The organism is Fischerella major NIES-592 (genome assembly GCF_001904645.1).
Lineage (GTDB): Bacteria > Cyanobacteriota > Cyanobacteriia > Cyanobacteriales > Nostocaceae > Fischerella > Fischerella thermalis.
On sequence record NZ_MRCA01000014.1, the window covers coordinates 95,336 to 113,053 of the forward strand.

At 39.8% G+C, this 17,718-nt stretch carries 15 protein-coding genes; 12 read left to right on the plus strand and 3 right to left on the minus strand.

Going from position 1 to position 17,718, the window contains the following annotated elements; genetic code table 11:
- Nucleotides 1-4: 4 nt before the first annotated feature.
- The 8 genes from nblR (at nucleotide 5) to NIES592_RS19985 (ending at nucleotide 7,988) form a co-directional block, all read left to right on the plus strand.
- Nucleotides 5-691 (plus strand): response regulator transcription factor NblR, encoded by a 687-nt coding sequence (gene nblR / locus NIES592_RS19950; protein ID WP_009459653.1) that lies wholly within the window; start codon nucleotides 5-7, stop codon nucleotides 689-691.
- Between the two features lie 73 nt (nucleotides 692-764).
- The gene (locus tag NIES592_RS19955; RefSeq protein WP_073556689.1) at nucleotides 765-1,310 is read left to right on the plus strand and encodes a DUF192 domain-containing protein; all 546 of its coding nucleotides are present in this window, start codon (nucleotides 765-767) and stop codon (nucleotides 1,308-1,310) included.
- A 507-nt stretch (nucleotides 1,311-1,817) separates the two neighbouring features.
- Nucleotides 1,818-2,012, plus strand: a complete 195-nt coding sequence (locus tag NIES592_RS19960; RefSeq protein ID WP_009459643.1) for a DUF2949 domain-containing protein — start codon at nucleotides 1,818-1,820, stop codon at nucleotides 2,010-2,012.
- Between the two features lie 680 nt (nucleotides 2,013-2,692).
- Entirely contained in the window at nucleotides 2,693-5,446 is a 2,754-nt protein-coding gene (locus NIES592_RS19965) for a GAF domain-containing sensor histidine kinase (RefSeq protein WP_073556690.1), read from the plus strand.
- 317 nt (nucleotides 5,447-5,763) lie between these two features.
- Nucleotides 5,764-5,961 (plus strand): 50S ribosomal protein L35, encoded by a 198-nt coding sequence (rpmI, locus tag NIES592_RS19970; protein ID WP_009459637.1) that lies wholly within the window; start codon nucleotides 5,764-5,766, stop codon nucleotides 5,959-5,961.
- Nucleotides 5,962-5,983: 22 nt separating this feature from the next.
- The gene (rplT, locus tag NIES592_RS19975; protein ID WP_009459634.1) at nucleotides 5,984-6,340 is read left to right on the plus strand and encodes a 50S ribosomal protein L20; all 357 of its coding nucleotides are present in this window, start codon (nucleotides 5,984-5,986) and stop codon (nucleotides 6,338-6,340) included.
- A 3-nt stretch (nucleotides 6,341-6,343) separates the two neighbouring features.
- Nucleotides 6,344-7,222, plus strand: coding sequence for a transporter substrate-binding domain-containing protein (locus NIES592_RS19980; RefSeq protein ID WP_178379592.1), 879 nt, complete (start codon nucleotides 6,344-6,346; stop codon nucleotides 7,220-7,222).
- A 241-nt stretch (nucleotides 7,223-7,463) separates the two neighbouring features.
- Nucleotides 7,464-7,988: a tetratricopeptide repeat protein gene (locus NIES592_RS19985; RefSeq protein ID WP_062250837.1), complete on the plus strand. Its 525-nt coding sequence runs from the start codon at nucleotides 7,464-7,466 to the stop codon at nucleotides 7,986-7,988.
- 176 nt (nucleotides 7,989-8,164) lie between these two features.
- Here the strand turns inward: NIES592_RS19985 and NIES592_RS19990 are convergent, their stop codons facing one another.
- On the minus strand, nucleotides 8,165-8,323 hold the full coding sequence (locus NIES592_RS19990; RefSeq protein WP_231936266.1) for a toxin-antitoxin system HicB family antitoxin: 159 nt from the start codon (nucleotides 8,321-8,323) through the stop codon (nucleotides 8,165-8,167).
- Between the two features lie 228 nt (nucleotides 8,324-8,551).
- Here NIES592_RS19990 and bchB point away from each other — a divergent pair, with 228 nt between their 5' ends.
- Both bchB and NIES592_RS20000 read left to right on the plus strand, forming a co-directional pair.
- Nucleotides 8,552-10,078 (plus strand): ferredoxin:protochlorophyllide reductase (ATP-dependent) subunit B, encoded by a 1,527-nt coding sequence (gene bchB, locus NIES592_RS19995; RefSeq protein WP_062249723.1) that lies wholly within the window; start codon nucleotides 8,552-8,554, stop codon nucleotides 10,076-10,078.
- Nucleotides 10,079-10,606: 528 nt separating this feature from the next.
- Entirely contained in the window at nucleotides 10,607-11,134 is a 528-nt protein-coding gene (locus NIES592_RS20000; protein WP_009459627.1) for a hypothetical protein, read from the plus strand.
- An 80-nt stretch (nucleotides 11,135-11,214) separates the two neighbouring features.
- Here the strand turns inward: NIES592_RS20000 and NIES592_RS20005 are convergent, their stop codons facing one another.
- Nucleotides 11,215-11,847 (minus strand): Vat family streptogramin A O-acetyltransferase, encoded by a 633-nt coding sequence (locus tag NIES592_RS20005; protein WP_073556691.1) that lies wholly within the window; start codon nucleotides 11,845-11,847, stop codon nucleotides 11,215-11,217.
- Nucleotides 11,848-12,177: 330 nt separating this feature from the next.
- Here NIES592_RS20005 and NIES592_RS20010 point away from each other — a divergent pair, with 330 nt between their 5' ends.
- The gene (locus NIES592_RS20010; RefSeq protein ID WP_073556692.1) at nucleotides 12,178-15,303 is read left to right on the plus strand and encodes a plasmid replication protein, CyRepA1 family; all 3,126 of its coding nucleotides are present in this window, start codon (nucleotides 12,178-12,180) and stop codon (nucleotides 15,301-15,303) included.
- Nucleotides 15,304-15,730: 427 nt separating this feature from the next.
- Nucleotides 15,731-16,489: a metallophosphoesterase family protein gene (locus NIES592_RS20015; protein WP_073556693.1), complete on the plus strand. Its 759-nt coding sequence runs from the start codon at nucleotides 15,731-15,733 to the stop codon at nucleotides 16,487-16,489.
- A 115-nt stretch (nucleotides 16,490-16,604) separates the two neighbouring features.
- Here the strand turns inward: NIES592_RS20015 and NIES592_RS20020 are convergent, their stop codons facing one another.
- Nucleotides 16,605-17,465, minus strand: coding sequence for a M48 family metallopeptidase (locus NIES592_RS20020; RefSeq protein WP_009459618.1), 861 nt, complete (start codon nucleotides 17,463-17,465; stop codon nucleotides 16,605-16,607).
- Between the last annotated feature and the right edge of the window lie 253 nt (nucleotides 17,466-17,718).

Below are 17,718 nucleotides of genomic sequence, written 5' to 3' on the forward strand. Positions count from 1 at the left end.
TCATATGACGCTTGCTCACAACCCCTGTGTTTTGGTGATTGAAAGCGATGAGACTCTGGCTAATCAGATCGCTTTTGACTTAAAAGAATCTGGTTATGATTCTGTTGTGGCTCATGATGGGGTAAACGGTTTGCAACAAAGCCGCGATCGCCAACCTGCTTTGGTTGTGATCGACCGGATGCTAGCAGGAGAATCTGGACTCTCTTTGTGTAAAAATCTGAGAAATACCGGAGTGCGATCGCCTGTGTTGGTCTTAATGGCACGAGATACAGTTGATGATCGCGTAGCTTGCTTAGAAGCAGGAGCAGATGATTACTTTCTTAAACCCTACCGTTCCGAGGATTTTTTAAATTTAATCCGCCTCTACTTAAAACCTGATGTAGACACCACAGAACAATTACGTTTTGCCGATTTAGTTTTAGACATCGCCACCCGCCGCGCTATCTATAATGGACGGGCGATCGACTTAACAATGAAAGAATTTGAATTACTTAAATATCTCATGGAACATCCCCGCGAAGTACTAACTCGGGAACAGATTTTGGAAAATGTTTGGGGTTACGACTTCATGGGTGAATCAAATGTGATAGAAGTATATATTCGTTACCTACGCTTGAAAATAGAAGACGAAGGACAAAAGCGCCTGATTCAAACAGTGCGTGGTGTTGGTTATGTGTTGAGAGAATCATGAGGAATTATCAATTACGAATTCTGAAGGGGTCATTCGGAATAACCGCTAACCACTAACGAATAACTATTGACCAATGACTAAAATCATGTTCTCCATACTTCTGAGTATGCTACTAATAGGCTGTTCAATTCCCACACCAGCAAAATCTTCTACTGATGCACCTAGTTCTCAAATTCAACCAGTAAAAACTGAACAATTATCACCTGATACAAATAAGGGTCAGCAGTTACCTATTTCTGCTCGGGCTGTTGTTCCCAATGGCACTATAATCGATCTGGAAGTGGCAAAAACTCCAGAACAACAGGCTATGGGGTTAATGTATCGACCTGCTTTAAGCCCAAATCGAGGGATGTTGTTTCAATTTCCTAGACCAATGGCAGTGGGCTTTTGGATGAAAAACGTGCCTGTACCTTTAGATATGGTTTTTCTGCGAAAAGGCGTTGTGCAGATGGTCACTACTGCTCCACCTTGCAAAGCTGACCCCTGTCCTACCTATGGTCCTAACACCCAAGTAGATCAGGTAATTGAACTGCGTTCCGGACGAGCCGAGCAACTGGGGTTAAAGAAAGGAAGTCGTGTCAAAATTGATTTCTTACAGACCGGAAATTTGCGGAGATAAAAATTTTAATGATGATGTTAAAAGCCTGATAAAATAAGAATTGAGAAATTTTTGATAAAAAAATAGTTAAGTACCTGGTAAAAAATTTAATATTGGCGTTAAAATTTAATACGGTCTTAAACAGATAGACCCCGACGTCTTCAAGCTGGGGCCTATGTTTTAGCATTCTGTGACTAAAATCTATCTTTTGGCGTACGTGTAAAGATTCGCCAATAAGGGATTATTTAGCTAAGGAATCCTTCTTACTACAGGTGTATTTAGCTAAGCAACTGAGGTAAAAAGGATAAATCCGATTTAGCTAAGTCAGCTACTGGATATTAAAAGGTGAAAGTAGCGCTACAATTAGTAACTTCAACGGTGCTTTGATTGAAAAACACTATACACACAAGCAGTACTTAGGCTGTTGATTGTGTGAATTTAGTGATTTACCAAAGACTAGTTATAACCTACTGAACAACAGTAGTCTTAGGGACCAGCATACACAATATGTAAGGGGGTGAACTACAAATGCTACCATCTAACTACACACAACTAATTCGTTTTTTGCAAGAGGATTTGGCAATTTCTGCTGCCTCTATTGACGTTGCGCTTCGTCACAGCAAGCAAGATCCTGGACCTTTGCCAATGATTCTCTGGCAGTATGGGTTGATAACTCTCGAACAGTTGGAACAAATCTACGACTGGTTGGAAACTGCGGCATAGTTCAGGAGTAGCTCATTGAGGAGAACAAAATATGTGGCATGAAATTTGCTTTTTACGAAGGCTCGCCAAAAGTAAAACTAGCCTGAGTAATTTTTACTGTTTCACTTATAACAAGTTACAAGAGTGGGTTGATAATTCAGCCCACTCTTTAAATTACTTAATAATTTGTTGTTTGTTGGTTGTTGGTTGATCACAAACCAATGGCTAATGAATTGAGTGAATATCACTAGGACTGAGAGGATGTATTACTCATGTAAGGAAAAACCATTGAAAAACTTTGCTATTTTCGTAGAAAAATAAAAATCAGAGCATAAATTTTTGAGATCAGTGGCATTGTAAGATAAAATACCAGTTATTTTAAAATTCATTTGCTTCAATATATTTATGAAATAATGATTTTTGCAAATTTCAATGTTACTGATAACCGTATTATTTCGGTTATTTTTTTATCACAAAGAATGTATTATGAAATTGAAAATACTTAATATAGTCTTTTTCTTCGTACAACTGTATAAATATGCATAGTTTTGTATTGTTCTATCTATCCTTATTTATAAGGAACTAGGAACAAAAGTACAATTAAAATCCCTATTAATGCTTACGTGTCTTGACGTCTGTTGATTCCTGTGTATTTATCATTTGATTCTTCTTTTTTAGTCCAGCAAATACCAGTTGGCTTAATGCTACTGGGTGCAAATGCAGAAATTCTCTTTTGCAATGCGCTAGGTTGTAAGCTGCTGCATCGCACAGAGCAAGAACTCTTGGGAACAACTGCTTTTGGTGATAATTGGCAAGTTGTCCAAGCAGGGGAAACAGCATTTACTAATCCGCAACTACTGCTTTTGCAACAAGAAAATTTAGTTTTAGGTATTAGTAATCCGCAAAATGGTAGTTACATTTGGTTACTGGTAAATACTCAACCTCAAGATCATGTAGAGCAAACAATTTGTACTTTTAGTCATCTCCCTGAGCAACAAAGCAGTCAACTTAGTCTACGTCATACTCACACTCGCTTGGAGCAACAAAATCAAGTTTTGTTAGCACTGGCCAAGAGTAAAACTATGGCACAAGGCGATTTTAATGCTGCTTTAGATGAAATTACAGAAACTGCTGCTAGCACCTTGGGGGTAGAACGTGTCAGTGTTTGGCTGTACAATTGCGATCGCTCCAAAATTCATTGCCTTAACCTCTACGAACAAACCCCTAATCGTCACAGCAGTGGTGCAGAACTAGCAGCAGTGAACTATCCAGCATACTTTCAGGCTTTACAAACAGAACGTACTATTGCCGCAGATGATGCTTATAACGATCCGCGTACCTATGAATTTGGTACAGCATATCTGCCTGCGGTTGGCGTCACATCTATGTTAGATGCACCCATTTGGTTAGAAGGGGAAATGATTGGTGTAGTTTGCCATGAGTTTACCGGGGGTGTGCGCCATTGGACCATTGAAGAACAAAATTTTGGGGGTTGTGTAGCTGATTTAGTTACCTTGGCAATGGAAGCTAGCCAGCGTCAAAAAGCACAGGAGGCGCTACGGCAAAGTGAAGCCAAGTTTCACAAACTTACAACTCACATGCCAGGGATGATTTATCAGTTTGTCTTGCATCCTGACGGTGCAGTGAATTTTCCCTACGTCAGTTCCTATTGTTGGGAAATGTTTGAATTAGAGCCAGAACAGATACAACAAAATGCGGAACTGGTTCTATCACAGATTCATCCTGACGATCGCTACAGTTTAGATGAGTCGATCGCCATTTCGGCCGAAACTTTACAACCTTGGGTGTGGGAAGGACGTTTTATTAGTCCTAGTGGTAAGTTGAAGTGGCTTTCTGGCGCTTCTCGTCTAGAGAAACTAGCAAATGGCGACATTCTCTGGGATGGGTTGTTAATGGACATCACAGAACGCAAACAAACTGAAGCCGCTTTGGCAAAGCGAGAACGCTATTTAGCCATACTAGTAGAAGTACAACGACGATTATTAGCTGATGACACAGACGGGAGTTGTTACACACACATTTTAGAACCATTAGGGCAAGCCTCTGGTGGTAGTCGCGTTTACTTGTTTGAGAACTATCGAGATCACTCAGGACAGTTGTTTGCCTATCAACGTGGTGTATGGTGTGCTGGAGGTATTCATAATCTAGCCTTACCAAATTTACCCTTACCAGAGATCTTTCCCCATTGGATTAAATTATTAGCAAGAGGTGATATTGTTGCAGGTCTTGCTAGTGAATTTCCCCAGCCCGAACAAGGTATACTGACTACTCACCATATTCTCTCTATTCTAGTTTTGCCCCTAATGGTGAACAGCGAATTTTGGGGCTTCATAGGTTTTGATAATTGTCAAGAAGCACGTCCCTGGGATTCCTTAGAAGTGGATCTATTGGCAGCAGCAGCAGCAGCAGCAGTTGCTCTCCATCAAGAAAGAGCATTAGCAGAAAAATCGCTGTCTCAGGCTAAGGATGAATTAGAAAATCAAGTAGATAAGCGAACCAAAGCTTTAAAAGATGCCAATCAGCAATTATTAGTAGAAATTGCCGAACGTTCTGCTGCTCAACGCGCCCTGCAAGTATCTTTAGAAAACTTGAAAAAAGCCCAAACCCAACTTGTCCAGAGCGAGAAAATGTCTTCTCTAGGGCAAATGATTGCTGGTATTGCCCATGAAATCAATAATCCGATTAGTTTTATTGCTGGCAATTTAGTATACACCAATCAATACACATCTGAACTCCTAGAGATATTACGCTTATATCAAGAATATTGTCCTCAACCAGGAGCAGAAATTTTCAAGCGATCGCAAGAAATAGATTTCGATTTTTTGTTAACGGATCTGCCCAAAATCTTAGAATCCATGCAAGCGGGCGCGAAACGTATTAGCGATATAGTCCTTTCTTTAAGGAACTTCTCACGCCTTGATGAAGCCGAGATGAAACGTGTCAATTTGCACGAAGGCATCGACAGCACCCTATTAATATTACAACACCGACTTAATTTCAAAAACCACAATCCTCAAATTCAAATCATTAAAGAGTATGGGGAATTACCAGCTGTTGAATGCTACCCGGGTAAACTAAATCAAGTATTTTTTAATATTTTGAATAATGCAATTGATGCCATAGAAGATAGTAATCGGGAAGAAAGCTGCAAATACCAATTACCTACTATTCGCATTGCCACTGAACTTATTGCTAATAATATAAGGGTACGAATTGCTGATAATGGGCCTGGGATAAATGAAAAAGTCAAAGCACGAGTATTTGATCCCTTCTTTACTACCAAACCTGTAGGTAGTGGTTCAGGCTTAGGATTATCTATCAGTTATCAAATTATCGTTGAAAGTCACAAAGGTATTTTGTCTTGCGCTTCCAAAGAAGGGGAGGGAACAGAATTTTGTATTGAAATTCCAGTTTGGCAGAATGTTAATTGTTAAATTAGGGAATAGGGAACAGGCAACAATAATCAATCACTGATAACAGTTAAACACCCATGTATTGTAGGAAAACTCAATATTTTGTCCAACTCATATTTTAAATGTTCGTGCTCAACTGTTACTGGCTGCAAGTCCTGGTATCGCTGTACTATCTAGTACTTGCCAAATACGCGTCGCTTCTGCGGATCCTATTCAACAATCACCACCTCATCCATCTTTACTTCTCCTTCTTATTTCTTTGCGTTCTTCGCGCCTTAGCGGTTAGTTTTAAATTCCATAGTTTATAATGATGGATTGTGTCGAATTATAGCCATCCCATGCCCAAACTCAAAACTCGTAAAGCAGCGGCAAAACGATTCCGCGCCACCGGCAGTGGTAAAATCGTACGTCGCAAGGCATTCAAAAACCACTTGCTTGAACACAAAACCTCTAATAAAAAGCGTAAGCTTTCCAAAATGGTTCTTGTTGACGAGCGCGATGCCGAAAACGTGCGCTTGATGCTCCCCTATTTGTAATTTGTTCAGGAATAATTAAGCTATGACAAGGGTAAAACGCGGTAACGTTGCTCGTAAACGCCGCAAGAAAATTCTCAAACTCGCCAAAGGTTTTCGTGGTTCTCACTCCACCCTGTTTAGAACCGCAAATCAACAAGTAATGAAGGCGCTGCGGAGTGCTTATCGCGATCGCAAAAGGCGCAAGCGTGATTTCCGTCGCCTCTGGATTACCCGCATCAATGCTGCTGTGCGTCAACATGGCATGAGCTACAGTCAGTTTATCGGTAATCTCAAAAAAGCTAACATCCAACTCAACCGCAAAATGTTGGCACAAATGGCTGTCCTCGATCCAACTAGTTTTGCGAAAGTGGCAGAGTTGGCAAGCCAAGCTAAAAGTTAAACCATGCGTAGTCCTAGACAAGTAATAATAGGGAGATGGAGTGATAGGGTGCTGGGTTTTTCTCCCCAGCACCAGACACTTAGCTCCTGCAATTACATTTTTAGGACTATCGGTAAAAAAATAATTCTTTTTCTGCTGTTATTTGTGCTTGTAAGTTCAGGTACACAATCATCAGCATCTGCCGCAGAACTGACAAAAATTCAGCGGCGGGGCTATTTAAATATAGCTGTCAAAGATAATTTGCGTCCTTTGGGATTTAGAAATGTAAAAGGTGATCTCCAAGGTTTTGAGATTGATTTAGCCCAACAATTAGCAGCAGACTTACTTGGTAAAACAAATGCCGTCAAACTCAAACCCGTAGCTAATCGCGATCGCCTCTCACAAGTATTAGACAACAAAGTTGATCTCACCATAGCTAGGGTGACAGCAACCGAATCACGCGCCCGCTTGGTAAGTCTAAGTATACCTTACTACTTTGATGGCACAAGATTAATTACCAAAAATACCTTGCTTCAGAAGCTAGGCGACTTAGAAAAACAGAAAATAGCCGTTCTCAACAACTCCAGTACTATAGCCGACGTTAGGTATTATTTGCCACATGCAGATTTGGTAGGAGTTAATTCTTATCAAGAGGGAAGATCGCTTTTAGAAAATAATACAGTAGTAGCCTTTGCTGCCGACACTAGTGTCCTGAGTGGTTGGGTGCAACAATATCCTCAGTATCGGCTACTGCCAGTAAAGCTATCAACTGAACCTTTATCTGTAGTCATGCCCAAGGGATTACAGTATGATGATTTGCGACGCTGGGTAAATGGAGCGATCGCGCGTTATTTGGAAACAGGTTGGCTCCAGCAACGCGCTCAACACTGGGGTTTACCGTAAAATAGTCATTGGTCAATGGTCAATAGTCATTGGTCAATGAGGAATATCCTACAATGTTTGAGTTTATTTTTAAACGCAAAGGGTCGCAGAGGTTGACGCAAAGGAACACAGAGTGTTAACCGAGCTACGTCGTTTTGCGTTTAGAAAAATTGCGATACTTCTGGTCAATGGAAAAACTATTGACTCTGGACGATTGACCCTTGACTCTGAACAATTGACACTTGACTCTGGGCAATTGAAAATGGATAGCAATTTAGCGGTTATTTATCTCGCAATTTTGGTGGGTATTCTCTTATTCACCTTTGTCAATGTTGTTCCGCAAATTTTCAAGAATCGCAAGATAGAAAGAAACTTTTCCCGGTTGCGAAACAAGCTCTCAAAAGAAAAAGGAACGACTCAAGAGTATTACGAATTAGCTAGTATTTACTCAGAAAAAAAAGTTTATTCTCAAGCCGTAAGTCTGTTTCAAAAAGCTTTGAAAGCCGCAGAAGAAGAGGGAGAAGAAAACATCGCTGTGATATACAATGGGTTGGGTTTCGCTTACTTTGCCCAAGAACAGTATGATTTAGCAATTCGCCAGTACAAAGACGCACTAAAAACAAAGCCGGATTATGTCACAGCATTAAATAATCTTGCTCATGCATACGAGCGCAAAAATTTAACTGCTCAAGCACTACAAGCTTATGAAGAAGCGCTCAAATACGATCCGAAAAACTCTACTGCTAAACGTCGTGCTGAATCTTTACGGCGTTTAGTGACTGCCTAATTTATAACCCCTTCCGCAAGCGAATAATTGCTTAGGGATGGGGTTTTCTATTAGTGGTATCAGTAAAATTACTTACAGGATATTTTACGTTTCTCGGGTTGACTTACCCAAAATTTTCAAAAAAGCGATCGCCAATAACCCCCACCTCAATAAAACCATTCTCCTCATCAATAAAACTACGCCGATTTTCCCAACAAATAAACAATATATTGATTCAAACTCACACATTCTACTTCTGCTTTCTCAATCAAGCGACAATGTAAAGACTTTGGCATCCGTACCAACAACCCGCCGTCATCACCTTGCAAGTTCTCAAATGCTAAGGAATTTACCAAAACGTTAATTTTTATTGAACTTTAGCAACATAAATGTTGTTTTAATTGAGTCTCCAATCCTTGTCAGCAACGACATTTCAAGCATTGTTAGGGGATGTAAACTTACAAGAAGCCAATTACTGCCAGGGTAGAACATTTGAGAGAATCAAAAACGATTTAATAATTAAACGCTAAAAGTCCACCTCTTATTCAGGCACACTTGGTTTAATTTCAAGGGAGAACACTATCATGAAATTGGCTTACTGGATGTATGCAGGCCCTGCCCATATTGGCACTCTGCGGATCGCCAGTTCTTTCAAAAATGTTCATGCCATTATGCACGCACCTCTGGGCGATGACTACTTTAACGTCATGCGCTCGATGCTGGAACGAGAGCGGGACTTTACCCCAGTAACTGCCAGTGTTGTCGACCGCAACGTTTTAGCACGTGGTTCCCAAGAAAAGGTAGTAAACAATATTACCCGTAAAGACGCCGAAGAACATCCAGATCTCATCGTTCTTACTCCCACCTGTACTTCCAGTATTCTGCAAGAAGACTTGCAAAACTTTGTGGAACGGGCGCAGTTGGAAGCCAAAGGTGATGTGATGCTGGCGGATGTGAACCACTATCGCGTCAACGAGTTGCAAGCAGCCGATCGCACTCTCCATCAAATTGTCCAGTTCTACATCGAAAAAGCTCGTAACAAAGGCGAACTTCCTGAAGGCAAAACCGCCAAACCCTCTGTCAACATCATCGGTATTTCGACTCTCGGCTTCCATAACCAACACGACTGCACCGAGTTGAAACGGTTGATGGCAGATTTAGGGATAGAGGTAAATGCAGTGATTCCAGAAGGTGCTTCGGTTCACGAGTTGAAAAACTTGCCTCGTGCGTGGTTCAACCTCTGTCCTTACCGTGAACTCGGCTTAATGGCAGCTCGTTACCTAGAAGCAGAATTTGGGATGCCTTATGTAGACATTACCCCGATGGGAGTAGTGGAAACTGCTCGTTGCATCCGCAAAATTCAGCAGATAGTTAACGCCCAAGGTGCTAACGTTGATTACGAAGACTTCATCAACGAACAAACCCTACATGTATCCCAGGCTGCTTGGTTCTCCCGCTCAATTGACTGTCAAAACTTAACAGGTAAAAAAGCAGTCGTCTTTGGTGATAACACCCACGCCGCCGCTATGACCAAAATTTTGGCGCGGGAAATGGGTATTCACGTTGTCTGGGCTGGAACTTACTGCAAATATGATGCTGACTGGTTCCGGGAACAAGTCAGCGAATACTGTGATCAAGTCATTATTACCGACGATCATGGTCAAATTGGGGATGCGATCGCTCGGGTCGAACCTGCTGCCATTTTCGGTACACAAATGGAACGCCACGTTGGTAAGCGTCTGAATATCCCCTGCGGTGTGATTGCTGCACCCATCCACATCCAGAACTTCCCCATTGGTTACAAACCATTCATGGGTTACGAAGGTACTAACCAAATTGCCGACTTGGTGTACAATTCCTTTACACTGGGAATGGAAGACCACTTGCTCGAAATCTTCGGTGGACACGATACTAAAGAAGTAATTACCAAGGGTATATCTGCTGAATCTGACCTCAACTGGACTAAAGATGGTTTAGCAGAATTGAACAAGATTCCCGGTTTTGTCCGTGGTAAAGTGAAACGCAACACCGAAAAATTTGCTCGTGAGCGAGGTATCAAAGATATCACAGTTGAAGTACTGTACGCTGCTAAGGAAGCTGTCGGGGCATAGTTATTCAATCTAGGTATGATATTTGGCCCGCAACTAAAGTGCGGGCTAATAGCCAAAACCCACTTAAAGCGGGTTGAATAGCTTTAGGAGTAGCCCTTTGGGGGTATAACGTATCTTTCTTGGTGTCTTAGTGTCTTTGTGGTTAAAAAAATTAAATTTTGAACCACCCTACCCTTACCTTAAGCCACTACTCTACCTTGAAGCCGCTTTGCCTACGCGTCTACATGACGGGAACCTCAAGAGCGGTAAGTAGACTCACCAAGGCACTAAGACACAAAGGTGAAAAGACCAATGTAGTGCGATCTATGTTACTTGTTGCGTAGAAACCATTTGATAACTCACACCAGTATTCTCATTACTTATTTTGAAAATCTAAATATATTAAGTATTTCTACTCCTTGAAAATCAAGTTTTGATATTATCAAGGCATCATAATATTAAACTGAATCAGGTAGGAAAATCAAAACTATAATTAAATTTAAATAAAAGAATAATAATTTCTCAAGTCACTTTTTGGGAGAGTGAAGTATGACTCAAGACTATACCACAAAATGGTGGGCGGCTTTTTCATGCCTTGCTTTTATAGAAGGCGTTTTACTGGTGATGTTGTTCTCTGGACGTAGTTCTGTATTAACTATAGCAGCATTACTTTTCATTGCGATCTTAATGGTATTTATTCCACGAGCAGATGATGTTGTTGCGCTGACATTTGACAGAGATAAAATTGACAACAAAATCAATTCTCTTAACAAAAAACTAAGTACTACGAAAAACAGAGCAGATAAAATATTTCTCTTAACAATACCGGAATCAATGTATAAGACATTGCAAAAAATTAATTCTGGCAACTATGGCAATTACGATTTGACAGCTAAATTAGAAAGAGAACTGTATCACTTACGAGATATAGGTTACATCGAAGATACAAAGGAAATTCGTGATATCCCTTATGAAGGCAATAATTTATCTAATTATGTCAAAATCACAGCATTAGGGAAGCAATATATTGAACTCCGCAAGAGTATTGAGGAAGAAAATAAGGGAAAAGATAAGTAAGTTGGTATAAATAAAGTTAAATCGTGAGGGTTTTCGTTTGTCCTTGGTAATTGCTAGCATCACAATAATAATTGCAGAAATCATACACAATTTTTTAATGCTTCAATATCTGCACCCACAATTTTTTCTAAATTTCTCGTAATTTTTTCAATATCCCACTTCCACCAAGCAACTTCTAAAAGAGCATTAATGATTTCGTCTGGAAAACGTTGGCGCAATAAACTAGCTGGATTACCTCCGACAACTGCGTAAGGAGGTACATCTTTGACAACTACCGATTTTGCAGCCACGATCGCACCATCACCAATCTTAACTCCAGGCATAATCACTGCTTCGTATCCAATCCACACATCGTTACCAATCACGGTATCACCTTTGAAAGGTAATTCTTCAGGTTTCGGCGTGACGCGTTCCCAACCACTACCAAAAATGTTAAATGGATAGGTTGAAAAGCCAGACATCTGATGATTTGCACCATTCATGATGAATTTTACGCCTGTGGCTAAAGCACAAAACTTGCCAATGATCAGCTTGTCGCCAATAAATGGGTAGTGGTAAAGCACATTGCGTTCAAAGTTTTCCGAGTCTTCCAGGTCATCATAATATGTATAATCACCAATAATGATATTGGGGTTTGTGACAGTGTTTTTGATAAAACAAACCTGTGGGAAACCCTCCATGGGATGTGGGTTGTTTGCATCGGGATATTGCATCGCAGCACCTTGGAATTATTTATCTTTATACCAAATTAAATGATGATCTGATGATAGTTTCAGCCGCGGTCGCATCTTACACGCAACTAGGTACTGACATTCGCTACATGAAATTACGTATAAATAATATATATATATCAACAAATATCACAATACATACTTATTAGTTAGGCAATAAAAAAGACTCCATAGCCTGCGGAATATTTTACCGATGTGTCTCCCGTAACTTGGTAAAAAAAAGCAGCTGTAAATGGTCAAGTTTACTTCTATTAAATCTAGTAGGAGCGTGGTAAGGTTTTAAATCCATTGTCTCCCATTTTGCCCTGACTAATGCATTTGCACTATCTACAACCCCAACATCTAGAAGAATTAGTCAAAAGCAGCGGTATTGATTTACACTTAGCTACTTTGAATTTTCAGTCTCTGCAAGATGAAACCGCCTATAACTATCTGTTAATTTCTGAACACATACCACGCACGAACATTGGGATGGTGAAGAGTAGTTGGTTACAACGATATGCCCATGTGACTGCTGGTGGATGGTGGTGTGCTGGGCTTGATCCTCTCAATAACTGGAAAGCGATGGAATGGGGATGCTTCAAGCCAAATCAACCGCGACTAAATGAAAAAGGCAAATGTATTAAGTACGAACATCCTCCCTGCACACCGACGCGGGTGTTTTGTTTGCGAGTCAGTCTTCGTGTGTGGCAGCAAGTCGCTCAACGTTATAATCAACCCATGCCTGAAGATATCAGCATCGCCGAAAATGGTGAAGCTGTGGGTTTTTGGCCGTGGGTGATGGCAAGAAATCTACCAATCATTATCTGTGAAGGCGTCAAAAAAGCTGCTGCACTGTTAACCCAAGGATATGCAGCTATCGGTATCCCCGGAATTACTAGCGGTTATCGCGTCACTAAAGATGAATTTGGCAAAGTTATCAGCCGTCAAATGATACCGGACTTAAAGGCGATCGCGATCGCTAAACGCACATTTTATATTTGCTTTGACTTTGAAACTCAACCTAATAAAATTGCCGCAGTAAATAACGCTATCTCTCAACTTGGTTTTTTATTGCAAACCAAAGATTGTCCCGTAAAAGTGATTGAACTACCAGGGAGAGAAAAAGGAGTTGATGAGTTTATCGTTGCTAAAGGTGCAAGCGCCTTTGAGAAAATATATCGCCAAAGCGTTGATTTAGAAATTTATCTTGCTCAAACAAAACCCCACACCGAATTAACTATTCCTCCAGCACTGACTCTAAACAGTCGCTATTTAGGAGAAATACCTTTTCCCACTTCTGGATTAGTGGGTATAAAATCTGCTAAAGGCACAGGTAAAACCACGGCACTTCAGACAATTGTGCAACAAGCAAAAACTAGAAATCAACCAGTTTTATTGATTACTCATAGAATTCAACTTGGTCGGTTTTTATGTGAAAAAATCGGTATTAGTTGGGGAGTTAATAATGATAGCTTAGTTAGTAGCGATCGCTTTTATGCTCACTATAAATCTACCCCATCTCTAGGATTATGTATAGATTCTTTATGGAAGCTGCATCCTGAAGATTGGCAGGGGGCTATCTTAATTTTAGATGAAGTAGAACAATCACTATGGCATCTGCTTAACAGTAACACTTGTCAAGAAAAACGAGTTAAATTATTAAAATCATTTCAGCAATTAGTTGCTAATATATTAACAACAGGTGGATTAGTCATTGCTCAAGATGCTGATTTATCTGATATTTCTTTAGAATATTTACAAGTATTAGCAGGAATTAAATTAACACCGTGGGTAGTAGTGAATCAATGGAAACCGCAACGGGGGTGGGACGTTACTTTTTATGATTCTCCTAACCCAACTCCACTAATTCACCAATTAGAATTAGATTTAATGGCGGGACGTAAATGCTATGTCACTACTGATAGTCGCTCCGGGCGTTACAGTTGTGAAACAATCGCCGATTACTTGAAAGAACGACTGCAAAAACTGCAAAAGCGATTTGCTAAAACTCTTGTAGTTAGTAGCTTAACAACAAATACTCCTGGTCATGAAGCAGCTGATTTTATCACATCTATTAATCAAAAAGTGTCAGAATACGATACTGTTTTTGTCACTCCCAGCTTGGGGACTGGAATTAGTATTGATGTTCAGCATTTCGACTGTGTTTATGGCATTTTTCAAGGGGTAATTCCTGATTCAGAAGCACGACAAGCATTAGCCAGGGTAAGAGATGATGTCCCACGAGTTATTTGGTGTGCGAAGCGAGGTATTGGTCTAATTGGTAGTGGTAGTACAAATTATCGCTTGCTATCTTCTTGGTATCAAGAAAATCAAAAAGAAAACTTAGCTTTACTGAGTCCTCTACATAAAATTGATGTAGATTTACCATTAGTTTACGACCCCATTCATTTAAGAACTTGGTCTAAGTTAGCAGCAAGAGTAAATGCTTCTATTAACCTTTACCGTCAATCAATGAAAGATGGTTTAATTGCCGATGGTCATCAAATACATATCCGGAGTAATGCTGTCCAAAATAATATTATTCGTGATTTACGTTTGGCCTTTTTAGCTACTGACCCTAAGGATTTGGCAACTCGCAGAAGATTGATTATAGAAATTGTCAAAGTCCAAAAAGACTGGTCACAAAGTCGTCAAAAAGCAAAAGAAATTAAACGCAAAATTAAAGAAATTAAGCAACAAAATCAATTATTAGCAGCAACGGCTGTTGCCAATGCCAAAGATATTGATTACGTGGAGTATGAGCAGCTAATAGCTAAACATTCACTAACAGATGAGGAACGCAACCAAATTAATAAATATATTCTCAGGCAAAAATACGGCATAGCAGTTACTCCCCAACTTAAATTACTAGATGACCAAGGGTATTATGGACAATTGTTAACTCACTATTATCTCACTCATGAAAGTGAATATTTTTGGCGACGAGATCAGCAAGAATGGCAACAACAATTATTTTGGGGTGAAGGCAAGGTTTTTCTACCAGATTTAAAAATATACACCCTCAAAGTTGAAGCCATGAGAGCCTTAGGAATGCTACAGTTTTTAGAGCCAGAACGAGTATTTAGTGAACACGATGCTGATTTAATGTTGTTGCAAAATACTGCTGTGCAGTGTAGTCAACATATTAAAAGAACACTTGGTATCAACTTAGTGAAGGGTAAAGAACGCGTTTCGGCAATCAAAATCTTGAACAGATTATTGAATTTACTAGGTTTGAAGTTACAGCGAGTTGGTCAAAATTACCAGATCAATTCAGCAAGCATCAATGATGGTAGAGAGAGGATATTTGCAGTTTGGCATCAACGAGACCAGCTGATGTCAGCTAATATAAGAGATGCTTCTAATTGCACAGACCTTTTGTGGCGCATATCTACACATACTAAAGAAAATTTCCCTATGGGGTTAGTAAACTTTTGTAGGAAAGCCGAAAGGTAACGCTGTGTTGGAAATAGCAAAGTTCTGAAAGTTTCTAAATGAATGGCTGAAACAGGCTTTACCATTTTACAAAATTCTTGATACAAATTGTCCCCCTTGTCTTCCTTGTCCTTCTTGTCTCCTAAATCAAACTTATAGTGAAACGGTATGATAAGGGGTTTTACCCCCTAGTCAACCATTAAATTGAAGCGATTATCATATACATTCATTTAAAATTTAAATTTCTTTGTAGAATCTGCACATAGGATGAGGTTCTTTGTACAAAGTCTTAAAGGAAGATTATTACATCTAATTTAAATATCGCCAGTACAAGTGGGAATAATGGAATAAATCACATATATGTAAGTTTTTTACTAAATTTACGAAATTTATGCAGTTTATACTGTAGCAGCAAAACAAAAGGCAAAATTAGTCAAACAACAAGCCGATGAGCGTAACTAGTTACCGAAGAATAGTAATTGGGGATGTGCATGGTCACTACGAAGGTTTAATGAGATTGTTGGATGCGATCGCCCCCACATCTGACGATCAAGTCTACTTTTTAGGAGACTTAATAGATCGTGGTCCACAAAGCGCCCAAGTAGTTAATTTTGTCAAAGATAGTCCCTATCAATGTTTGTTAGGGAATCACGAGCAAATGCTATTAAATATTCTTACTAAACGCATCCCTACTCCTACTGTACAAGCATGGCTATATAGTGGTGGTCAGGCAACAGTAGCTAGTTATGAAGAAGCTACAATTCCCCACGATCATCTGGAATGGTTTGATAATTTGCCTACATATATTGATTTAGGGGATATTTGGTTAGTTCATGCTGGTGTTAACCCTTTCATTCCCCTAACAGAACAAACCGCCAATCAACTTTGTTGGGTGCGAGATGAATTTCATAGTATTGAGGAACCATACTTCTGCGATAAGTTAATGATTATCGGTCATACTATTACTTTTACTCTACCAGGTGTTCCCCCTGGACAATTAGCTCAAGGATCAGGATGGTTAGATATAGACACTGGAGCTTATCATCCCCGTAGTGGTTGGTTAACGGGATTGGATGTTACAAATAATTTAGTTTATCAAGCAAACGTTCTCAAAAATTGCATTCGTATCTCACCTTTAGAAGAAATAGTGACCACCGTCAACCCAAAACAATTTCATGTTAATCGCCGTAGCAAGTGTTTGGCCTGATATTGAGTAAAGCTATGGTTTTAATCCAAAATCCAAAATCTAAAACCCAAAAATTGGTGTGAGATTTGGATGAGGTAGAAAACCCCAATCCACAATCCAAAAATCTGAAATTACTTCAAGACCTAAGCAAAGCTTGGATATTAGTCTTGTATGTAGAACTGTCTAAACCATAGTTACCATTGTTGGGTTGAGTATTGATTGCTTTTTTTATCGCATCAATGCGATCGCCTATCGCTGGGTGAGTACTCAAAAATGCTGGTACAGAACCTTTTTTGACTAGTTTTTGCATAAAGGAAACCATTGCTGTTTGACTGTAACCAGTACGTGTCAAAGTTGCTAATCCTCTTTTATCAGCATCAAATTCGTGTTTACGACTACCAGGCAGATTGCGGGCTAACTGATAACCAATTTGTACTACTTTACTGCGGTCTAACCCGGCTGCTGTTAACAAACCTTCGTCAATCGCCTTTTGGCGCATCTGTTTGATGAGGTGTCTACCGCCAATATGACCAATTTCATGGGCCATGACGCTTGCTAATTCCGCTTCATTTTCGGCAGCTTCTATTAAGCCAGTATTTAAATATACAAATCCGCCAAGAGTGGCAAAAGCATTAATACTATCATCGTCAATTACTTGGAAAGTAAAAGGAAGTTTGGGGCGATCGCTATTGGCTACCAATCGCTGACCTATTTGTTGCACATAACGGTTAATATTGGCATCGCGGTACAATCGAACATCAGTGTTTAGCAGTTGTTGATTGATTTGTTTACCAATTTCAACTTCCTGGCGATCGGACATGTTAGAAAGCTGAAGTGCTTGGACTCCTTGAAAAATCAGAGGAACCCAATCAAAAGCTTGGGATGGTAAGGCACTACTCAAACAAATACTCAGTGCCACTAGCACCGAAATCAACGGATAAAACAAATGATGCCGAAAAAAACTGTAATAGATAGATAAGCTTTTCCTATTATTCATAATTCGGTCTGAAAAGACTTTAGGAAGAACGTAAAACTAACAGACGCAAGCAGGATACAACAAGTTGCATAAAAAATTTCTAATGCAGATTTCACTACAGACTTGACTATAATTCAGTTTTAACCGATGTTTTTTGGCAACAGCAACTAAAAACAGCGGTCATGATAAACTGTCGCATGTCAAAACATAAGGAGGTAATCCAATGAGAAAATTTCATCCTCAAGCATGAAAAGACCCAACCCCTTTCCCTTCT